Consider the following 17818-nt stretch of genomic DNA (forward strand, 5'->3'; position numbering starts at 1 on the left):
TCAGGGGGGTGGCATGGCGGCGATGCGTACGGCGCGTACGGCGCGTACGGCTCCGGCCGACAAGTACGAGGAGCGGCGGAAGCAGCTGGCCGAGTCCGCGCTGCGCACGCTGGGAGAACTCGGCTACGCCCGCAGCAGCCTGCGCGAGATCGCCACGAACTCCGAGTTCAGCCACGGCGTCGTGCACTACTACTTCGCCGACAAGCTCGAGCTGATCATCTACTGTGTCCGGTACTACAAGGCCCAGTGCGTGACGCGCTACGACGAGGTGATCGCGTCCTCCGAGACGCCCGACGCGCTGGTCGAGGCGTTCGCGGCCAAGCTCGTCGAGACGATCGTCGACGAGGCCCCGATGCACCGCCTCTGGTACGACCTGCGGACCCAGAGCATGTTCGAGGAGGGGCTGCGCGAAGCGGTCCTGATGATCGACCAGACGCTCGAAGACATGATCTGGCGGGTCGTCGAGCGGTACGCGACGCTCAGCGGATGCTCGCCCACGACGACCCCGCCGGCCGCGTACGGCCTGCTCGACGGCGTCTTCCAGCAGGCGCTTCTCGGGTACCTGACCGGCCGCGCGAGTGCGCTGGAGAACCTCGTCGCCCAGGTGCGGGCGTTCTTGCCGTTCCTATTGTCCCGAGCCTGAATTCGCCGCGCCGTCGCGGATGACACCGACGATCCGGCGGGCGATCACGGTCGGGGAGTCGCCGTCCGGGCGGTACCAGATCAGCGACCAGTTGACCGCGCCGAGCAGCGTCAGCCGCACGTAGCGGCGGTCGACCTTCGGGCGCAGCGGAAGCGCGGCGACGAGGTCGCGGAACACCTGCTCGTACGAGTCCCGGATCGCCAGCATCGCCTGATGGACCTCGCCGCTGCGCCGGCTCGGGATCTCGGTGGCCAGGACGCGCATCGCGCCCTCGCCGTGCAGGAGCGCGGTCAGGTGGGCGGCGCAGGCCTGCTCCAGCCGGGCCCACGGGTCGTCCGCGGTCACCGCCCGCCGGACGCGGTCGGCCACCTCGGTCGCGGCCCGGTCGACGATCGCGACCAGCAGCGCCTCCTTCGAGCGGAAGTGGTAGTAGACCGACGCGGGCTGCACGCCGGCCGCGGTGGAGATGTCGCGCATCGAGGTCGCGTCGAACCCGCGGGTCGCGAACAGGTCGGCCGCCGCGGCCAGCACGACCTGGGCGCTGTTGTCGTCGCGTCGCGGCCGGCCCACCGGGCGCTTCACGGCTTCGCTCATGCGTTCACCCTAGACCCTTCCCTGACCAGCTCCGTTGAATTAGCCTAACGATCGATCTATTAATTTAGGGGTGCCTCATGGCGATGGTGGAGAGGCTGGCCGCGTTCGCGACGACGGCCAAGCAGAAGGACTTCGAGTGGGACTTCACGAAGGGCGTGGAGTCCTACGAGACCTGGGACGAGATCGAGATCGGCGCGAGCGGGCCGGGCATGCGCGTCTTCGAGGTGACCGAGGACGACATCCTGTCGTTCAACCGGTCCTGTCTGGAGACCGACCCGATGCTGGTCGACCCGGAGTACGCGGCCGCCCACGGCGGTCTGCGCCAGCACCCGCTGTTCGTCGTTCAGGTCGTCTTCTGGTGCATCGACACCGGCATCGGCAGCTGGCTGCGGTCCCCGGGCGCGCGCAACCCGGGCCAGCACATCGAGCTGTTCGAGCCGTTCGTCGTCGGCGAGACGATCACCGCGACGATCACCCACCAGGACAAGTGGATCCGGCGCGACAAGACCTACGTCGAAGACGAGGTCGCGCTGCACAACCAGGACGGCGTGCTCAAGGCCGTCTGGTTCACCCGGCTGATCATCCCGCCGAACCGCGCCGAGCTGGTCCGTTACGCGAGCCTGTGAGAGGAAGCGCCATGCACTTCGCCGACCTGACCCTGGGCTACGAGTTCCCGGCCGTCGAACACCAGGTCACCCAGGACATCATCGACCTGGCCGCGGTGGCCCACCTGGACTTCAACCCGGTGCACACGAACATCCCCTGGAACGAGCGGGCCCAGGTCTTCCACATGCCCGACACCGCGGCCCACGGCATGTTCACGATGTCGATGATGGCGTCGGTCGTCGACCGGCACTGGCGCGCCGAGGGCGCGCAGATCCGCACCATGCAGACGAAGTTCACGAAGCCGGTGCGGGTCGGCGAGACGACCCGGGCCACCGGCTCGATCACCGAGCTGCACCCGCTGGGGCCGGGCCGCAACGCGGTCGTCGTCGCCGTGCGGGCCACGGACTCGACCGGCGACGTCGTCGCCGTCGGCACGTTCCGCGTCGCGGTCCCGGACTGACGCGATGGACGAGTCGTTGGACGGAATGGTGCGCTGGCACGCCCGGCACCGCGCCGATGCGTCGGCGGTGATCTGCGGGGACGCCCGGCGCAGCTACTCCGAGCTGTACGACCGCAGCGGGCGGCTGGCCGCCGGGCTTCTCGCCACCGGGCTGAAACCCGGCGACCGGGTGGCGATCCTGCTGCCCAACTGCATCGAGTACCTCGAGCTGTACCTGGCCGCGGCCCGCAGCGGCCTTCCGCTGGTGCCGATCAACGCCGCGCTGACCGGCCCGGAGATCGCCTACATCCTCGAGGACTCGGGGGCGGCGCTGGTGATCGCGGCGGACGGGCTGGACGTCCCCGAGGGGCTCCCGGTGATCCGCGACCTCGCGGCGCTGATCGACGGCGGATCGGCGCTCGAGGCTGTGGTACCCGGCCCGGACGCCGTGTTCTTCCAGGGCTACACGTCCGGGACGACCGGACGGCCGAAGGGCTGCGTCCAGACGCTGGGCGCGTTCGTCGAGCATTTCCGGCGGTCGTTCGGGCTCTACCGGCACGACGCCGACGACGTCATGCTGATGCCCGGCCCGCTGTTCCACGAGGCGCCGGCGCTGTTCAGCCTGGCCCAGCTGTACTACGGCGGCACCGTGCTGCTGCTGTCCCGGTTCGACGCGGCCACCGCGCTGACCGAGATCGGGACCCACCGGGCGACGACGATCGGCTTCGCGGTGCCGACGATGCTCGACCGGATGATCCCGGCGGCTCGGGAGCACGACACGTCGTCGCTGCGCAGCATCGTCACCGCGGGCGCGCCGCTGCACCCGGAGACCCGGGAGGGCACGCTGCGGGCGTTCCCGACCGCGGCGCTGCACGAGTTCTACGGCGGCACCGAGATCGGCATCATCACGAACATCGAGCACCGGGCCGGGCGGGCCTTCGGGTCGAGCGTCGGCACGGCGGTGCCCGGGTTCGACGTCGTCCTGCTCGACGAGACCGACCAGCCGGTGGCGCCGGGCGAGGTGGGGCTGATCTACGTCAGCCCGATCATGATGGCCGGGTACCACGGCCGGCCGCAGGCCACCGCGGACGCGACGCGCACGCTCGACGGCGTCGACTGGCTCACGCTCGGCGACCTCGGCCGCCTGGACGAGGACGGTCACCTCTACCTGGTCGACCGGAAGAGCCACATGATCATCACCGGCGGCGAGAACGTCTACCCGGCCGAGGTCGAGGCCGTGCTGGCCGAGCACCCGGCGATCGACGACGTCGCGGTCATCGGCCTGCCCGACGCCGACTGGGGCGAGGCCGTCACCGCGGTCATCGCGACCACCGGCGAGGCGCCCGACCTGGACAGCGTCCGGACGTTCGCCCGGGCCCGGCTGGCCGGGTACAAGACGCCCCGCCGGGTGGTGATCGTCGACGAGATCCCGCGGACCGCGTCGGGAAAGATCCTCAAGCACCGCCTGCGGAACGACCTCGCCGGCGGAGAGCCTCCCAGCGAGCCAGGCGGTCGCTGACCTCGGCCTCGTTGCCGTTGGTCGTGGGCCGGTAGTACTGCTCGCGTTCCATCCCGTCCGGGAAGTAGTCGGCGCCGGAGAAGCCGTCCTCGGTGTCGGGGTCGTACTGGTAGCCCTCGCCGTAGCCGATTTTCCGCATCAGCCGGGTCGGGGCGTTGAGGATGTGCGCGGGCGGCATCAGGCTGCCGGTCTTCTTCGCCCGGACCCGGGCCTCGCCGAACCCCCGGTACACCGCGATGGACTTGGGTGCGGTCGCCAGGTACACGGCCGCCTGGGCGATCGCGAGCTCGCCCTCGGGGGAGCCGAGCCGCTCGTAGACGTCCCAGGCGGCCAGCGTCTGCTCCACGGCCCGCGGGTCGGCCATCCCGACGTCCTCGGTGGCGAACCGGACCAGCCGGCGGGCGATGTAGAGCGGGTCCTCGCCGCCCTCGAGCATCCGGGCCAGCCAGTAGAGCGTGGCGTCGGGGTCGGAGCCGCGCATCGACTTGTGCAGCGCCGAGATCAGGTTGTAGTGCCCCTCCTGCTTCTTGTCGTAGAGCGGCGCGCGTTTCTGCACCTGGGCGGCGAGGCCGGCGACGTCGAGCGGCGGGCCCGGGGGGAGGGCTTCGATCATGTTGAGCAGGTAGCGGCCGTCACCGTCGGCCAGCGCGACGAGGGCGTGCCGGGCGTCGGGGGTGAGGTTCACCGGGCCGGCCCGCTCCACGAGCGTTTCCAGGGCGTCGTCATTCAAGCGTTTGAGCACGAAGACCTGACAGCGGGAGAGCAGCGCGCCGTTCAGTTCGAAGCTCGGGTTCTCGGTCGTCGCCCCGACCAGGATCACCGTGCCGTCTTCCACGTAAGGCAGGAAGCTGTCCTGCTGGGCGCGGTTGAAGCGGTGGATCTCGTCGACGAACAGCAGCGTGCCCTGGCCGATCGTCCGCCGCTTCCTGGCCGCGTCGAAGACCTTGCGCAGGTCGGCGACGCCGGAGAACGTGGCCGAGAGCGGTTCGAAGACCAGGTCGCTCTGCTCGGCCAGCAGCCGGGCGATCGTCGTCTTGCCGCAGCCGGGCGGCCCCCACAGGATCATCGAGACCAGCCGGTGCTGCGCGACCATCCGCGCCAGCGGCGCGTCCGGCCCGAGCAGGTGGTCCTGCCCCACGACGTCGTCGAGCGTCCGCGGGCGGAGGCGGTCGGCCAGCGGGCGGGTGTCGTCGGAGAACAGCGGCAACGCTTCGTCCATGGCCCCTACCCTGCGACGAAGATCGTCCAACTGTCCACGACCCGGAAGCCCATCGACTCGTACAGCGTCCACCCGTCGGCCGACGGCTGCAGGTAGGCGGTGGTGGCGCCGGCGGCGAAGCCGTCGGACAGGATCCGCGCGGTCATCGCGCGGCCGAGGCCGCGCCTACGGGCCTCCGGCACCACGGCGACGTTGAAGACGCCGATCATCTCGCCGCTGCGGATGCCGAGGCCGGTAGCGACGGGCCGGCCGGACGCGGACGCGAGGTAGCCGGTGATGCCGGGGGTGTCGAGCACGTCGCCGCCCATCAGGTCGCCGAAGGCGGCCGAGGGGACGCCGAAGCCGTGGGCGAGGGCGGTGGTGTAGGCGTTGGCGTGGTCGGGACCGACGTGGTGGATGGTGGTGTCGGGGGCGGGCAGTCTCACGTCCGGGGCGGGGCAGGTCATCATCGGGCCGTCGTGGCGGGCGGTCCGGCCGTGGCGGGCGGCGAGGTCCGCGGCTGTGTCGCTGCGGACGACCATCGACCAGGGGAAAGGTCGGGTGCCGGCGTCGGTCGCGAGGGTTTCGAGCGCGGTCAGGTCGGGGGTGGGGTCGAGGCTGACCACGGTGTTGAGCGAGGCGAACTCGGTGCCGCTGACGACGACGGCGCCGCCGCCCAGCTCGGCGTACCAGCCCTGCGGGCTCGCGGTCATGAAGCGGGCCATCGCGTCGAGCCAGGCGGCCGCGGCGCGGTCCCGTACGGTCATCGGGCGAGTCTACGAAGGAGTGACGTGGGGTTCGAAGACGCGGTGCGCGGCGCGTTCCGGCGGGGCGACACGGACGCGGTCGTGGGGATGGCGAAGGCGGAGGTCGTCCGGGCGCGGGAGGCCGGTGATGCGGCCGGGGAGGTGGAGGCGCTGTACGCGCTGTCGCGCGTGGCGCTGCGTGGGGGTGAGCTGGTACGGGCGGAAGAGTTGGCGCGGGAGGCGCTGTCCGTAGCGGTGGGTGCGGCCGGCTTGGTCGGCCGGGAGGCCGGCGGGGGTGGCGGGGGTGGCCGGGAGGCTGGTGGGGGTGGCCGGGAGGCCGGTGGGGGTGGCCGGGAGGCCGGTGGGCGGGGGTTGGAAGAAAGGCCTCGGCATGTGCTGGCGGCGGTCGCACGGTTGTCGGGGAACTACGAGCTCGCGCGCGAGCGGTATCTGGCCAGCATCGCGCTGAACGAGGAACTGGGCCGGCCGGAGGCCGTGAACTCCGAGTCGTACAACCTGGCCTTCACCGAGCTCCGACTCGGCAACCGGGACCGGGCCCGAGAGCTGTTCGCCGAGGTCCGAGAGCGCGTCTTCCGAGAGGGCTACGACTCGTTCGTGCCGTACCTCGGCGTGGCCGCGTCCGCCCTGGCCGCGGCCGACGGAGATGACGAGCTAGCGGCCCGCATGATCGGCCTCACCGACGCGGCCTACGCCGAGATCGGCCAGGTCCCCGACCCGGACGACGCACAAGAGCTGTCAGCGGCCCGGGAGAAGGCGATCATGGCCCTGGGCGAAGCTGCGTTCGGGCGCGAGTACGAGGCCGGGAGAGCCCTCACCCCCCGCGACGCACTCTGAGCAACCGGGCGGAATTGTCGGAGGGGCGGGCCATACTGCGGCGCATGACGGAACCGACTCATCGCCATCACGCGATCGACTACATCGAGTTCACGGTCACCGACCTGGAGGCGGCCAAGCGCTTCTACGCCGACGCGTTCGGCTGGCAGTTCACCGACTACGGCCCCGGCTACGCCGGAATCCTGGGCACCTCCGGCGAGGTGGGCGGCCTGGCCGCCGGTGACGAGATCCGTCCCGGCGGCCCGCTGGTGCTCCTGTTCTCGACGGATCTCGACCGGTCGGTGGAAGCGGTCGAGAAAGCGGGCGGCCGAGTGACGAACGGCCCGTACGAGTTCCCCGGCGGCCGACGCTTCCACTTCGCCGACCCGAGCGGCAACGAACTGGGCGTCTGGTCGGAGTCCTGAGCCCGAGCCGGGGTGGCGGTGCGAGCCGGGGCAGCGGTGCGAGCCGGGGCAGCGGTGCGAGCCGGGGTGGCGGTGCGAGCCGGGGTGGCGGTGCGAGCCGGGCGGCGGTCTGAGCCGGGCGGCGGTCCTAGCCGGCACGCAGCCGAGGCGACCCACGCCTAAGCCACGCCTGGCGCACAGGCGCTCACCCGGCCGCCGCGGCCCAGGCGATCGCCCGCCCCGGCGCTGACCGTGCCGCCACCTGGCGTTGACCGTGCCCGTCGGGGCACATCGTGGGCCTGAACGACGCGGCGGGCAGTCGTCGCCGCACCGTGCCCAGCTGAATGCGGTCAGCGCGTGACCCACAACCCTGGGCCGATCGCGTAGCGATCACCAAGCAGACCGGGAGCGCCCGTCATCTCGAGTCTGGCGCCGCGCCCACGGCGAGCCCCAGCCGAAGCAGATCACCCCGCCCGGCTCGCCCAAGCGCGGATGCCAGCGCAGGAGGCCAGAGAACCACTGATCCGGTCATTCGTCCCCATCAAGGCGCGATCAGTGGGTTAGCGTGCATCGCATGGGAGAGAAGTTGCAACTGACCGCCACCCTGGAACCCCGAGGTCCAGCAGGCGCGTTCGTCCTCACCGACGAGCAGGTATCCGTCCTAGGCGAGGGCAAAAAGACCTTCCCGGTCCGAGTGACCCTCAACGGCGTGACGCTCTCCCTGAGGCTCGCCAAAATGGGCGGCGAAAACATGGTCGGACTGGCCAAGGCAGCCCGAGCCGAGGCCGGCGTAGAGATCGGCTCGACGTACGACGTGGAGATCACGTCCGACGCAGGCGAACGCACGGTCGAGGTCCCCGCCGACCTGGCCGAGGCTCTGGCCGCAGACGCACCCGCCGAGAAAGCGTTCAACGCTCTGGCGTACTCCCACCGCAAGGAATTCGTCCGCTGGATCACCGAAGCCAAGCGCGAAGCAACCCGAGCCGACCGAGTAGCCAAGACCGTAGAAATGGCCCGAGAAGGCCGAACCCGCTAACTCCTCCTCCCGCCAGACCACGCAGGAGCCGCGCCCACCGCCGACCGGCCACCGCCCACCAACGGCCGCCCGACCGCACCGCGCCGCCCGCTGCGCAGGGTCAACCGGTGCGCTGGGCGCCAGGCTTTGCCTTTCGCGCCACTGCGTTCCCGCGCACCGCGCTCCGTGCCCCCGCCTCGTCACGACGAACTCGGAGCCGAGGCCGCGAAGCCGAACGTCGACCGAGCCGGGGGCGCGCTGCTCGGGTCCGATGCCGTGCATGCCGCGACCCGCATACGCCCCCATGCCGTGCTGTGCCCGCCGCGCGCCGCCTACCGCGGCGGCTCTCCTGCGCCGCGTCGGCCGGGCCCGCGGCCCCGGGCATGCATTGCGCGCCGCCTACCGCGGCACGCGGGTCGGCGCACACCGCACCCGCCAGGCCCCCGCCGGAATGACCCCCAGCCGAAGCCGCCACCAAACCCCCGCCTAGCCGACTCAGCCGCCGCCGCAGATCAAACGCCCGTCGGCAGCGGATAGTCCTCGAGCGCGATGTTGCTAGCCGGACGATCGAACACCCTCATCAACGGCCCGAACACCTTCAACGCCGTAAACAAAACATTCCGGCCCACGATCCCCACCCAACCCCGCGGCGCCAACAGCCGCCCCGCATTCACCTTCCGCGACACCGATGCATAATCCCGGAACTTCTCCTCGTACCTCCCGAACGCCATCCCGTAGTCACCTCCCGCCAACCCCAGCTCCCCGGCCAGCACATACGCCCCCACCATCGCCAACCCAGTCCCGAACCCACCCAGCGCATTCCCGTACGCCGAGTCCCCGACCAGCGCCACCCGCCCCGCCGAATAGTGCTCCACCGTCACCCGGCTGATCGAGTCCAGATAGAACTCCGACGCCCCCTCCAGCTTCCCCACGAGCTCCGGCAACCGCCACTTCCCACCCCGATACGCCTCGGCGACCCGCTGCTTCTGCGCCGCTACGTCCTCCCGCACCCCCGGCTCGAGACGCCCCGCGAAGACGAAGAACGCCGGGGCCTTGGAGCCTCCCAGCGCCGCCATCCGGCCCGGCTCGTTGTACATCACGTCGTCGTCCCCGGCGTCCAGGCCGGCGAGCGCGTAGTAGTACCCGAGGTGCGTGACGAACCGGGACTCCGGGCCGAACGCCAGCCGCCGCACCGTCGAGTGAATCCCGTCCGCGCCGATGACCAGGTCGAACGTCCTCGGCTCCCGGTGGACGAACGTCACGTCGACGCCGTCCGCGGTCTCGGTCAGCGTGGCGATCGAGTCGCCGAACACGTACTCGCACGATTCCGCGGTGAGGTCGTACAGGATCCGGGCCAGGTCGCCGCGCGGAATGTTGATCTCCCCACCGGCGAACGCGCCCGGCACGACTCCGATCCGGCGCCCCTTCGCGTTCACGATCGCCCCGTCGTCGGACCCGACGGACGCTTGCTCTACGGCGTCCAGAATGCCCATCTTCTCGAGGACCGTCCGATGGACGGGTCCTTTGAAGTCGACGGCCTGACCGCCGGTCCGGATTCCGTCGGCCTTCTCGACGACGGTGACGTCGAATCCGTAGCGGTCGAGCCAGAAGGCCAGAGCCGGGCCGGCGATGCTGGCGCCGGAGATGAGGACGCGGCTGTTCTTCACGAGGGTGCTCCTGGGGTTGTGACGCTGCGGAAGGCGCGGTCGAGGTCGTCGAGCGCGAGCGAGGCGACGCGGGTCAGCTCGGCAACCAACTCCGCCACCGGGGCGGAGTCGCGGAGCCCGGCGCCGATCCGGTCGCCGATCGCCTGGACGACGGCGACGAGCGCGGCGGCGTGGGCCGTCGCGCTGAGGGGGGCCAGATCCGGACAGGTGCTGACGATCGCGTCGGCCACCACCTCGATCTGCCGTTCCCGGAATTCGAGCGCGAACCGGCGCAGGACGGGGCTGATCACGCATTGCGTGAAGAACTCGCCCCGCCCCTGGCGCGGATCGGTGTGGCGGTACCGCTCGATGTCGGCCTCGAGCAGCGGGCGGATCGCGCCGGCCGGGCTCACCCCGGCGCCGCGTTCGAGCACGGCCCGCCGGTAGAGCTCGAGGAACTCGTCGACCCGGTCGAGGACCAGGTCCTGCTTGGCCGGGAAGTAGTTGTAGACGGTCTGGTCCGACACGTTCGCCGCGCGCGCGACGTCGATCACCGACACCGCTTCGTAGCCGTGCTCGGCGAACAGCCCGGCGGCCACGTCGGCGATCCGCTCGCGCGTCTCCGCCTTCTTCCGGTCCCGCAGACCCTGTTCTCGCGCCATGTCGAGAACAGTACGCCGAAACTTTGGCTTCGCCAAAGTTTTGTGCCCACCAACCTAATGGAGGAAGACGATCTTTCCGCGGGCGTGACGGGTCTCGCTGAGCGCGTGCGCGGCCGCGGCCTGCTCCAGCGGGAACGTCGCCGCCACCGGTATCCGCAGCCGGCCGGAGTCGGCCAGCTCGACCGCGATGCCCAGCGCGTGGACGGCCTGCGGATCGGCGTCGGACCCGACGTCGGAGCCGGCCGGCGCCCCGTGCGAGAGGTGGACGCCGTGGGCGGCCGCGGTGAAGTCGGCGATCGTCACGACCCGGTCCGGCGAACCGGCGATCGCGATCAGGTCGGGGAGCGCGCCGCCCGCGCAGTCGACGACCGCGTCGACCCCGTGCGGTGCCAGCTCCTGGGCCCGGTGCACCAGCCCCGGTCCGTAGGTGGTCGGCTCGGCGCCCAGCGACCGCAGGAACTCGTGGTTCGCCGCGCTCGCGGTCCCGATCACCCGGGCTCCGCGGGCCACCGCCAGCTGCACCGTCACCGCTCCGGTCCCACCGGCCGCGCCGTTGATCAGCACCGTCTGCCCGGGCGCCACCTTCAGCCGGTCGAGCACCCGGGTCGCGGTCTCGACCGCGCCCGCCGCACCGCCGGCCTCCGGCCAGCTCCAGCTCCGAGGCTTCGGCGCCTACGCCATCAGGACGACGTGATCCGCGTTCGCGGCCCGCGTCGCCATCGAGGCCCACCCGAACACCTCGTCCCCGAGCGCGACCCCGGCCACCCCGTCGCCGATCTGGTCGACGACGCCGGCCGCGTCGAACCCGGTCCGCCACGGCAACTCCGCGGGGACGGCGTCGCGCATCGCCCCGGAGCGGATCATCGTCTCGCCGGCCGACAGTCCCGACGAACGCACGGCGATCCGGATCTCGCCCGGCCCGGCGTGCGGTTCGGGAACGTCGGCCACCCGCATCACGTCGGGCGGCCCGTACTGCGCGAACTCCACTGCTCTCATGCCTGGCGACGCTAACGGAACACCCCGTCCGGTTAGCTAAAGTGAGAGCCGTGGCCGGACAACTGAGAGCGGACGCCCAGGACAACCGTTCGCGGATCCTGGCCGTCGCGAGGGCCGCCTTCGCCGCCGACGGCCTCGAGGTGCCGATCCGGGAGATCGCCCGGCAGGCGGGCGTCGGCCCGGCGACCGTCTACCGGCACTTCCCGACCAAGGAGGCGCTGCTCGCGGAGGCGTTCGCGGACGAGAGGGCGCTCTGTTCGGAGATCGTCGCCGAGGGGCTGGCCGCCGAGGATCCGTGGGACGGCTTCTCCGGGGTGATCCTGCGACTGCTCGAGGTGCATGCGCTCAACCGCGGCTTCTCCCGGGCGTTCAATGCGACGCTCGGTGTTGCGGCCGAGCGGGACCGGTCGTTGCGCGGGATGCTCGAGCTGATTCGCCGGGCGAAGCTCGCTGGGGCTCTGCGGAGTGACTTCGTGCTCGAGGATGCGATTCTGGCGTTGATGGCCAATGAGGGCATTCGGGCGGAGTCGCCCGCGCAGCGCGCCGCTGCTTCCCGCCGGTTCGGAGCCCTGATGCTCCAGTCGTTCCGGGCTATTCCGGACCCGGGTCCGCTCCCGCCCCCGGTCCGCCTCCCACTCGCGGCCCGCTAGCCCGTGTTCTCGAAGTAGTTGCTGCTGCATAGGTGCGTCGGCGTGAGTCGACCGATGGCCATCGGCAGGCGATCGCGGCGTTACTTGCGGTGTCGGGTGCCGCTGCCGGCGTTGGTCGCGCAACGGCACCCTGACCCGGCTGGTGCAGCAGGTGCGCGTGATCGCCGAGGCGATCGACGAGCTCGACCGTGAGGTGTCGGTCGATTCCAGCATCGTGCGCGCTCACCAGCGCACCGCCAGCGCGTGCCGGGCCCGGCCCGGCGACGGCCATGGTCGGCCCCTGACCGTGTGCTGACCGGCGGGAACGTCAACGACTCGAGTCCTCGCGGACAAGGGTTACTCCAGCCGCGCGATCCGCGGCCATCGGCGTCGCCGCCGCATCATCACGACGATCCCGGAACGCCGTGATCAGCAGGCCCACCGGCAGTGCCGCGTCCGGTCCGGCGGCCGGCCAACGGCCTTCGACAAGCTGGCCTACCGCCGTCGCTACGACAAGACAGCCCTTGGGGACAGGCTCTAGCCCGCTCTGGTCCGGACGGGGCGGGCGCGGTCAGGAAGACGGCGCGGCGGCACGGAGGGCCACCTCGAAGATCTCGGCGGCCGGCGGTTGGACGCCGACTTCGGCCTCAACGCGTTCACGCGTCGACGCGTTGGTCGCTTCGAGACGGCGTAAGTCCTCTTCGGACGACCACAAGGAGAGCAACACGGCCTTCCCGTTGTCGCGGTCGACCAGGAGGTAGTAGCCGTTCAAGCCAGGGATCGAGCGCGCCGCCGCGACCTGCTGACGGGTGAGTTCGGTCAGCTCGTCGAGCTTCTCGGCCGAGTGGTGGAACGTCTGAACCCGAGCGATCACGGCGGCCTCCTCCGGCACAATGAGACATCAGCGTCTCATTACGCGACCGGTGAGTCAACGTGCTCCAGAATCGGAGGCATGACCAAGGGCGAAGCGCTCCGGGACCGCACCGCGGCCGCGATCATCGACAGCGCGGCGAAGGTTCTGGCGGCGCGGGGCGCGGCGGCGAGCATGGAGGAGATCGCCGGCGCGGCCGGCGTCGGGCGCGCCACCGTCTACCGGTACTTCCCCAATCGCGAGCAGTTGGCGGGCGCGATGGCCGCGGCCAGCGTGCAGGAATTGGCGGTTCGGATCGAGCAGGCCGACTTGCCGTCGGTTCCCTTCGAGGAGGCGGTGGCCCGGCTCTCGCGCGTCATCGTGGCCACCGGGAGCAAGTACGTCTACCTGAGCAGGGATGGCGTGCGGCACAGCGAGGAGCAGCCCGGATTCGACGAGAAGGTGCTCGAGCCCATCCGCGCGCTGTTCCGTCGTGCGCTCGCCGACGGCGCGCTGCGAGCGGACGTTCCTCCCGATCTTCTGCTCGACTTGTTCTCGGGCCTGACCAAAGGCGCGATCGAGGCGGTCGGGAGCGGCCGGCGGGGAATCGAGGAAGCTGCTGCCGCGGTCACCACGCTCCTCTTGGAGGGCACCCTGACCCACCGATGAGGCCGAGGCTCCGGCGGGCGAAGGGGTCGGCGTCCACGCCATGCGTCTTCAGGTGGGCTGTGACGCGCCCGGGACCGCAGGCGACCGGGTCGCCGCAGCTCGGACTCACAGGATTATGAGACGGCCGGCCGGGTATTCCGCGAGTCTCCGGCCTCGCATCCCGTGGGGCGGCACAACAGGAGGACGACTGTGGGCGCCGACGACAAGGTCAGCAACAAGGCGGAAGAGCTCGGCGGCAAGGTGAAGGAAGGCGCAGGCAAGGCCACCGACGACAAGGACCTCGAAGCCGAAGGCAAGGGCGACCAGGCCAGCGCGAACCTCAAGCAGGCCGGCGAGAAGATCAAGGACGTCTTCAAGTCGTGACGTCCCCGACGGACCGGGCCACCTCGGCCCGGTCCGCGGCCGGCCCCGAACCCGGGCCCGGCCCGGAAGTCCGGCCCGGGACCGGCCCCGGATAACCCAGCCGCCCCCGCGTCACGATCACCAGCACGACCGCGAGCACCCCGTACCCGATCAGGCTCGCCACGGTCACCTGCTCCGAATTGACCAACCCCGGCAACAGCACCGGGGTCAGCACCGAGAACGTGTTGTTGTTGCTCGCGTGGATCAGCATCGCCACCGGGAGACTCTCCCCGGTCCGGTTGAACGCCCACGTGATCACCACGCTGAACGCCACGGCCAGCAGCGTGAACAGCGCGATTGCGCGCAGCCCGCCGCCGCCCCGGTTCCACGTGGTCAGGAACAGCGGCAGGTGCCACCAGGCCCACAACGGCCCGAGGATCACGGTCCCGAGCAGCGGCCCGTGCCGCGCCTGCAGCCGCGGCAGCGCGAAGTCCCGCCAGCCCGGCTCCTCGGCCAGCGACGACGTCAGCATCTGCAGCACCATCCCGCCGAGGTACAGCAGGATCATCGACACGCCGACCCGGTGCACGTCCCGGGTCAGCACCAGGCTCCCGGCCAGCAGCACCAGCGGAATCCCCAGGACCGAGAACAGATACCACCGCGGGGCGATCCGCCACCGGAACAGCCGGGCCCGCCACCGGCGTAGCCCGGGAACCCCGTCGGCCAGCGCAGTCACCGCGAACGCCGACGCGAACGGACCCAGGTAGCCGCCGACCAGCAACCCGGCCAGCTGCGTGTCCCCGAGCACCTCTGGGAACCGGAAGTGCCACCATCCGAGCCCGTCCTCCGACAGCGCGTACGGCAGCCAGAACAACCAGGTGATGCCGTACACCGCCACGAAAAAGCAGGTCAGCGGGTACCGGCGAACGATTCCAGCCATGCCCCCGACGCTAGGAGAACCGCGCCGGGAGCAACGGCCAGCCAGCCACCCTGTCCACGGTGGACCTAGCTGTACCTAGTGCACCTCGATCCCGCCGTCCACGTTGATCGCCTGGCCGGTGATCAGCTCGGCGTCGTCGGAGAGCAGGAACCGCACGGTCGCGGCGATGTCCTCCGGCCGGGTCGGCCGCTGCAGCGGCGTGCTCGCCTTCACCGTGGCCAGAAAGGCCTCGTGGTTGCTCATCCCGGCCGACGCGAAAGCCGGCTGGTTGGCGGCCAGCCACGAACCGGTGGCCTCCCACATCGGGGTCCAGACCAGACCCGGGCAGACCGCGTTCGCGGTCACCCCGCTCGGGCCGAGGGCCCGGGCCAGCGACTGGGTCAGTGAGATCGCCGCCGCCTTCGACGCGCAGTAGTCGGCCAGCTCGGCCGACCCGCCCTTGCCGGCGATGCTCGCCATCACGACGATCCGGCCGCGGCCGCGCGCGGCCATCCGCACGCCGATCGCCTGCGAGAGCACGAACGGTGCGGCCACGTTGATGTCGAACGTCCACTGCCACTGCTCCAGCGACAGCTCCGGGAACTTCGACATGAGGCCGACGCCGGCCACGTTCACCAGGCCGTCGAACGGCTCCTCGCCGTCGAGGCGCTCCGCCAGCTCCCGCAGGCGGTCGTGCTCCCGCACGTCCACGACATACGTCTGGACGCTGCCCGCGCCGGCGTCGGTCGCTTCTTTGACGGTGGACGCCAGCCCCTCCTCGTTGCGATCGAACAGCACGAGGTCTTCACCGTCGGCGGCCAGTCGCAGGGTCACGGCCTTGCCGATGCCCTGGGCCGCGCCGGTCACGAGGATTCTCACGAGGTCACCGCCGGGGTGTCGAGGAGTTCGGGCTTGTCCAGCAGACGTTTGACCGCGCTGCAGAACCGGGCCCCGGTGATGCCGTCGACCACCCGGTGGTCGTACGCGGCGCTGAGCCCGAGCAGCGGACGCACGACCACGTCGCCGTCCTCGACGACCGGGGTGTCCACGGTGGCCCCGGCGAACAGGATCGCGGTCTGCGGCGCCGTGACCAGCGGAGTTCCGGTCTCGACGGCCGACTGGCCGAGGTTCGACAGCGTGACCGTGGCGGTCACCGGCGCGCCGCCGGCCGACTCCGAGGCCCGAGCCTGCGCGGTCAGGGCCCGGCTGCGGTCGCCGATCTCGGCCAGCGTGAGCGACTGGGCGTCGGCCAGCACCGGCACGAGCAGGCCGCGGTCGGTCGCGACCGCGATCGCCACGTTGACCGCTCCGTAGAGCGTCACGGTCCGGCCGTCGACCGTCGCGTTGATCTCCGGCACCTCCTGGGCCGCGTGGGCCAGCGCGGCGATCAGGACGTCGGTCAGGCCGACCTGGACGCCGTCGGCCTTCAGCGCCGCGCGATGGCGGCGCACCGCGGTGAGATCGACCCGGAACTGCTGGACGAACTGGGGGATCTCGCTCCAGCTCCGGGCGACGTTCTCGGCCATCGCCCGCCGGACCCCGGTGAGCACCCGCTGCTCCCGGACGGCCGGTCCGCCGTCGGACGGGACCAGTGCGGCCGGCCCCTCGGCGCCGGTCGCGCCGACCGTGGCCAGGTAGGCCTCGACGTCGGTCATCGTGATCGACCCGCGGGGCCCGGTTCCGGTCAGGGCGCTGAGGTCCACGCCCTTCTCGGCCGCGAACGCCTTGACCTTGGGGACGGCGCGGACGCGCGCGCCGTCGCCCCGGGCGGTGGTGCGGTCGTTGGCTGCTTCCGGTGGTGCGCCGCCACCGCCAGGCGCCGACGGTGCGCTCGGCTCGGCGTAATCATCGTGGTGAGACGCGAGCAGGGCATCGATGGCCTCGGACGACGGGGTTTCTCCGGGGTCGGCCACGACGGCGAGGAGCGTGCCGACCGGGTGCGCCTCCAGGGACGGAGCCACGACGCGGGCGAGCGTGCCGGCCAGGCGGGCCTCGACCTGGACCGCGTTCTTCTCGGTCTCGACCTCGTAGAGCGGGTCACCGACCGCGAACGACTCACCGGGCTGCACCAGCCAGCTGGTGATCACCCCGTTCTCCATCGTGTAGCCCAGCTGGGGCAGGTGGATGAGGTGCATCAGGCCAGGACTTCCTTGATCGCGACCTGGATCTCGGCCGCGGTCGGGATCGCCATCGCCTCGAGCATCGCGTTCTGGGGGAGCGGGATGTCGAGCGCGCCGACGCGCTTGATCGGGGCGTCGAGGAGGTCGATGGCCTCCTCGGCGACGATCGCCGCGATCTCGGACGCGCCGCCGCCGGTCTTCGGAGCCTCCTGGGCGATGACGAGCCGGCCGGTCTTCTCGATGCTGGCGAAGATCGCGTCGGTGTCGAGGGGGCGCAGGCCGCGGGTGTCGAGGACCTCGACGGACGCGTCGGAGTTCTTCGCGGCCTCCAGCGCGCGGCTGACCATCCGGCCCCAGGCGACGACCGTGACGTCGGTGCCCTCGCGCTTGATGTCGGCCTTGCCGATCTCGACCAGGTGCTCGCCGTCGGGGACCTCGCCGCGGGTCGCGTACAGGCCCTTGTGCTCGAAGAACGCGACCGGGTTGTCGTCCCGGATCGCGGCCTTGAGCAGGCCTTTGGCATCCGCAGGGGTGGACGGCACGACGATGTGCGCACCCGGGTGGGCCAGCAGCGCGGCCTCGGGGCAGAGCGAGTGCTCGGCGCCACCGCCGCCGGTCGCGCCCTCAGGGAGGCGGAGGGTCATCGGCACGGTGAAGTTGCCGCCGTGCATGTACCGCCATTTGCTCATCTTCGCGTAGGTCTCGTCGGCCGCGTTGAAGATGAAGTCGGCGAACTGGAGCTCGGCGACCGGGCGCAGGCCGGTGATGGCCAGGCCGACCGCGCCGCCGACGATGAACATCTCGGAGATCGGGGTGTCGAGCACGCGGTCGGGGCCGAAGCGCTCGTACAGGTCGTGGGTGACGCCGAAGATGCCGCCCATCCGGCCGACGTCCTCGCCGAGGAGGACGACGCGCTCGTCGCGCTCCATCTCCTCGCGGAGTGCCTCGTTGATCGCTTCGGAGTACGTGATGGTTCGGGGCATCGGT

21 protein-coding genes and 1 pseudogene are annotated in these 17818 nt (G+C 71.2%); 11 read left to right on the forward strand and 11 right to left on the reverse strand.

Annotation, left to right across the window (positions count from 1 at the left end):
- The first annotated feature begins 13 nt into the window (after positions 1–13).
- Complete coding sequence (locus tag FL583_RS06600; protein WP_142703551.1) at positions 14–643, forward strand: TetR/AcrR family transcriptional regulator; 630 nt, start codon at positions 14–16, stop codon at positions 641–643.
- Here the strand turns inward: FL583_RS06600 and FL583_RS06605 are convergent.
- Positions 626–1237: a TetR/AcrR family transcriptional regulator gene (locus tag FL583_RS06605; RefSeq protein WP_142703552.1), complete on the reverse strand. Its 612-nt coding sequence runs from the start codon at positions 1235–1237 to the stop codon at positions 626–628. The two genes, FL583_RS06600 and FL583_RS06605, sit on opposite strands and share 18 nt — an antisense overlap.
- Positions 1238–1314: 77 nt before the next feature.
- Here FL583_RS06605 and FL583_RS06610 point away from each other — a divergent pair, with 77 nt between their 5' ends.
- From FL583_RS06610 to FL583_RS06620, 3 genes are read left to right on the forward strand one after another with little or no spacing between them, the layout of a single operon-like run.
- Positions 1315–1863: a hypothetical protein gene (locus tag FL583_RS06610; protein WP_142703553.1), complete on the forward strand. Its 549-nt coding sequence runs from the start codon at positions 1315–1317 to the stop codon at positions 1861–1863.
- An 11-nt stretch (positions 1864–1874) separates the two neighbouring features.
- The gene (locus FL583_RS06615; protein ID WP_142703554.1) at positions 1875–2303 is read left to right on the forward strand and encodes a MaoC family dehydratase; all 429 of its coding nucleotides are present in this window, start codon (positions 1875–1877) and stop codon (positions 2301–2303) included.
- A 4-nt stretch (positions 2304–2307) separates the two neighbouring features.
- A complete protein-coding gene (locus FL583_RS06620; RefSeq protein WP_142703555.1) occupies positions 2308–3801 on the forward strand; it encodes a class I adenylate-forming enzyme family protein in 1494 nt (497 codons plus the stop codon).
- Here the strand turns inward: FL583_RS06620 and FL583_RS06625 are convergent.
- Both FL583_RS06625 and FL583_RS06630 read right to left on the reverse strand, forming a co-directional pair.
- Positions 3737–5020 carry a replication-associated recombination protein A gene (locus FL583_RS06625; protein ID WP_142703556.1) on the reverse strand — a complete coding sequence of 428 codons (1284 nt, stop codon included), beginning with the start codon at positions 5018–5020 and terminating at the stop codon, positions 3737–3739. The genes FL583_RS06620 and FL583_RS06625 overlap by 65 nt on opposite strands.
- Positions 5021–5025: 5 nt before the next feature.
- Positions 5026–5766 (reverse strand): GNAT family N-acetyltransferase, encoded by a 741-nt coding sequence (locus FL583_RS06630; RefSeq protein WP_142703557.1) that lies wholly within the window; start codon positions 5764–5766, stop codon positions 5026–5028.
- 24 nt (positions 5767–5790) lie between these two features.
- On the opposite strand from FL583_RS06630, the gene FL583_RS06635 reads away from it, so the two are divergent.
- The 3 genes from FL583_RS06635 (at position 5791) to FL583_RS06645 (ending at position 8019) form a co-directional block, all read left to right on the forward strand.
- Entirely contained in the window at positions 5791–6600 is an 810-nt protein-coding gene (locus FL583_RS06635; protein WP_142703558.1) for a tetratricopeptide repeat protein, read from the forward strand.
- A gap of 44 nt (positions 6601–6644) precedes the next feature.
- The gene (locus FL583_RS06640; protein ID WP_142703559.1) at positions 6645–7004 is read left to right on the forward strand and encodes a VOC family protein; all 360 of its coding nucleotides are present in this window, start codon (positions 6645–6647) and stop codon (positions 7002–7004) included.
- A 553-nt stretch (positions 7005–7557) separates the two neighbouring features.
- Entirely contained in the window at positions 7558–8019 is a 462-nt protein-coding gene (locus FL583_RS06645; RefSeq protein WP_142703560.1) for a YdeI/OmpD-associated family protein, read from the forward strand.
- Between the two features lie 491 nt (positions 8020–8510).
- Here FL583_RS06645 and FL583_RS06650 read toward each other — a convergent pair whose 3' ends face one another.
- The 3 genes and pseudogenes from FL583_RS06650 to FL583_RS42825 all read right to left on the reverse strand — a co-directional run bounded on the left by FL583_RS06650 (position 8511) and on the right by FL583_RS42825 (position 11302).
- Positions 8511–9665, reverse strand: a complete 1155-nt coding sequence (locus tag FL583_RS06650) for an FAD-dependent monooxygenase (RefSeq protein WP_142703561.1) — start codon at positions 9663–9665, stop codon at positions 8511–8513.
- Positions 9662–10306, reverse strand: coding sequence for a TetR/AcrR family transcriptional regulator (locus FL583_RS06655; protein ID WP_142703562.1), 645 nt, complete (start codon positions 10304–10306; stop codon positions 9662–9664). Before FL583_RS06655 ends, FL583_RS06650 begins: the two co-directional genes overlap by 4 nt.
- A gap of 54 nt (positions 10307–10360) precedes the next feature.
- Positions 10361–11302 (reverse strand): annotated as a pseudogene (locus FL583_RS42825) (NADP-dependent oxidoreductase).
- A 50-nt stretch (positions 11303–11352) separates the two neighbouring features.
- On the opposite strand from FL583_RS42825, the gene FL583_RS06665 reads away from it, so the two are divergent.
- Together FL583_RS06665 and FL583_RS39975 are read left to right on the forward strand one after the other, a co-directional pair.
- The gene (locus tag FL583_RS06665; RefSeq protein WP_142703563.1) at positions 11353–11952 is read left to right on the forward strand and encodes a TetR/AcrR family transcriptional regulator; all 600 of its coding nucleotides are present in this window, start codon (positions 11353–11355) and stop codon (positions 11950–11952) included.
- Positions 11953–12094: 142 nt separating this feature from the next.
- Positions 12095–12247, forward strand: a complete 153-nt coding sequence (locus tag FL583_RS39975; RefSeq protein ID WP_170323517.1) for a hypothetical protein — start codon at positions 12095–12097, stop codon at positions 12245–12247.
- Positions 12248–12502: 255 nt separating this feature from the next.
- Here the strand turns inward: FL583_RS39975 and FL583_RS06670 are convergent, their stop codons facing one another.
- On the reverse strand, positions 12503–12805 hold the full coding sequence (locus FL583_RS06670; protein ID WP_170323518.1) for an antibiotic biosynthesis monooxygenase: 303 nt from the start codon (positions 12803–12805) through the stop codon (positions 12503–12505).
- Positions 12806–12883: 78 nt separating this feature from the next.
- Between FL583_RS06670 and FL583_RS06675 the strand changes: the two genes are divergently transcribed.
- Entirely contained in the window at positions 12884–13450 is a 567-nt protein-coding gene (locus FL583_RS06675; RefSeq protein ID WP_142703565.1) for a TetR/AcrR family transcriptional regulator, read from the forward strand.
- A gap of 189 nt (positions 13451–13639) precedes the next feature.
- Positions 13640–13813: a CsbD family protein gene (locus FL583_RS06680; RefSeq protein WP_142703566.1), complete on the forward strand. Its 174-nt coding sequence runs from the start codon at positions 13640–13642 to the stop codon at positions 13811–13813.
- Here FL583_RS06680 and FL583_RS06685 read toward each other — a convergent pair.
- From FL583_RS06685 to FL583_RS06700, 4 genes are all read right to left on the reverse strand, one after another.
- A complete protein-coding gene (locus FL583_RS06685; protein ID WP_142703567.1) occupies positions 13803–14732 on the reverse strand; it encodes a CPBP family intramembrane glutamic endopeptidase in 930 nt (309 codons plus the stop codon). The genes FL583_RS06680 and FL583_RS06685 overlap by 11 nt on opposite strands.
- Before the next feature lie 75 nt (positions 14733–14807).
- Positions 14808–15590, reverse strand: coding sequence for an SDR family NAD(P)-dependent oxidoreductase (locus FL583_RS06690; protein ID WP_170323519.1), 783 nt, complete (start codon positions 15588–15590; stop codon positions 14808–14810).
- Entirely contained in the window at positions 15587–16846 is a 1260-nt protein-coding gene (locus FL583_RS06695) for a dihydrolipoamide acetyltransferase family protein (protein ID WP_142703569.1), read from the reverse strand. Before FL583_RS06695 ends, FL583_RS06690 begins: the two co-directional genes overlap by 4 nt.
- Positions 16846–17814 carry an alpha-ketoacid dehydrogenase subunit beta gene (locus FL583_RS06700; protein ID WP_142703570.1) on the reverse strand — a complete coding sequence of 323 codons (969 nt, stop codon included), beginning with the start codon at positions 17812–17814 and terminating at the stop codon, positions 16846–16848. The genes FL583_RS06695 and FL583_RS06700 overlap by 1 nt, the downstream gene beginning before the upstream one ends.
- Positions 17815–17818 lie beyond the last annotated feature (4 nt).

The sequence above is a fragment of the Cryptosporangium phraense genome (genome assembly GCF_006912135.1).
In the GTDB taxonomy this organism is placed as follows: domain Bacteria; phylum Actinomycetota; class Actinomycetes; order Mycobacteriales; family Cryptosporangiaceae; genus Cryptosporangium; species Cryptosporangium phraense.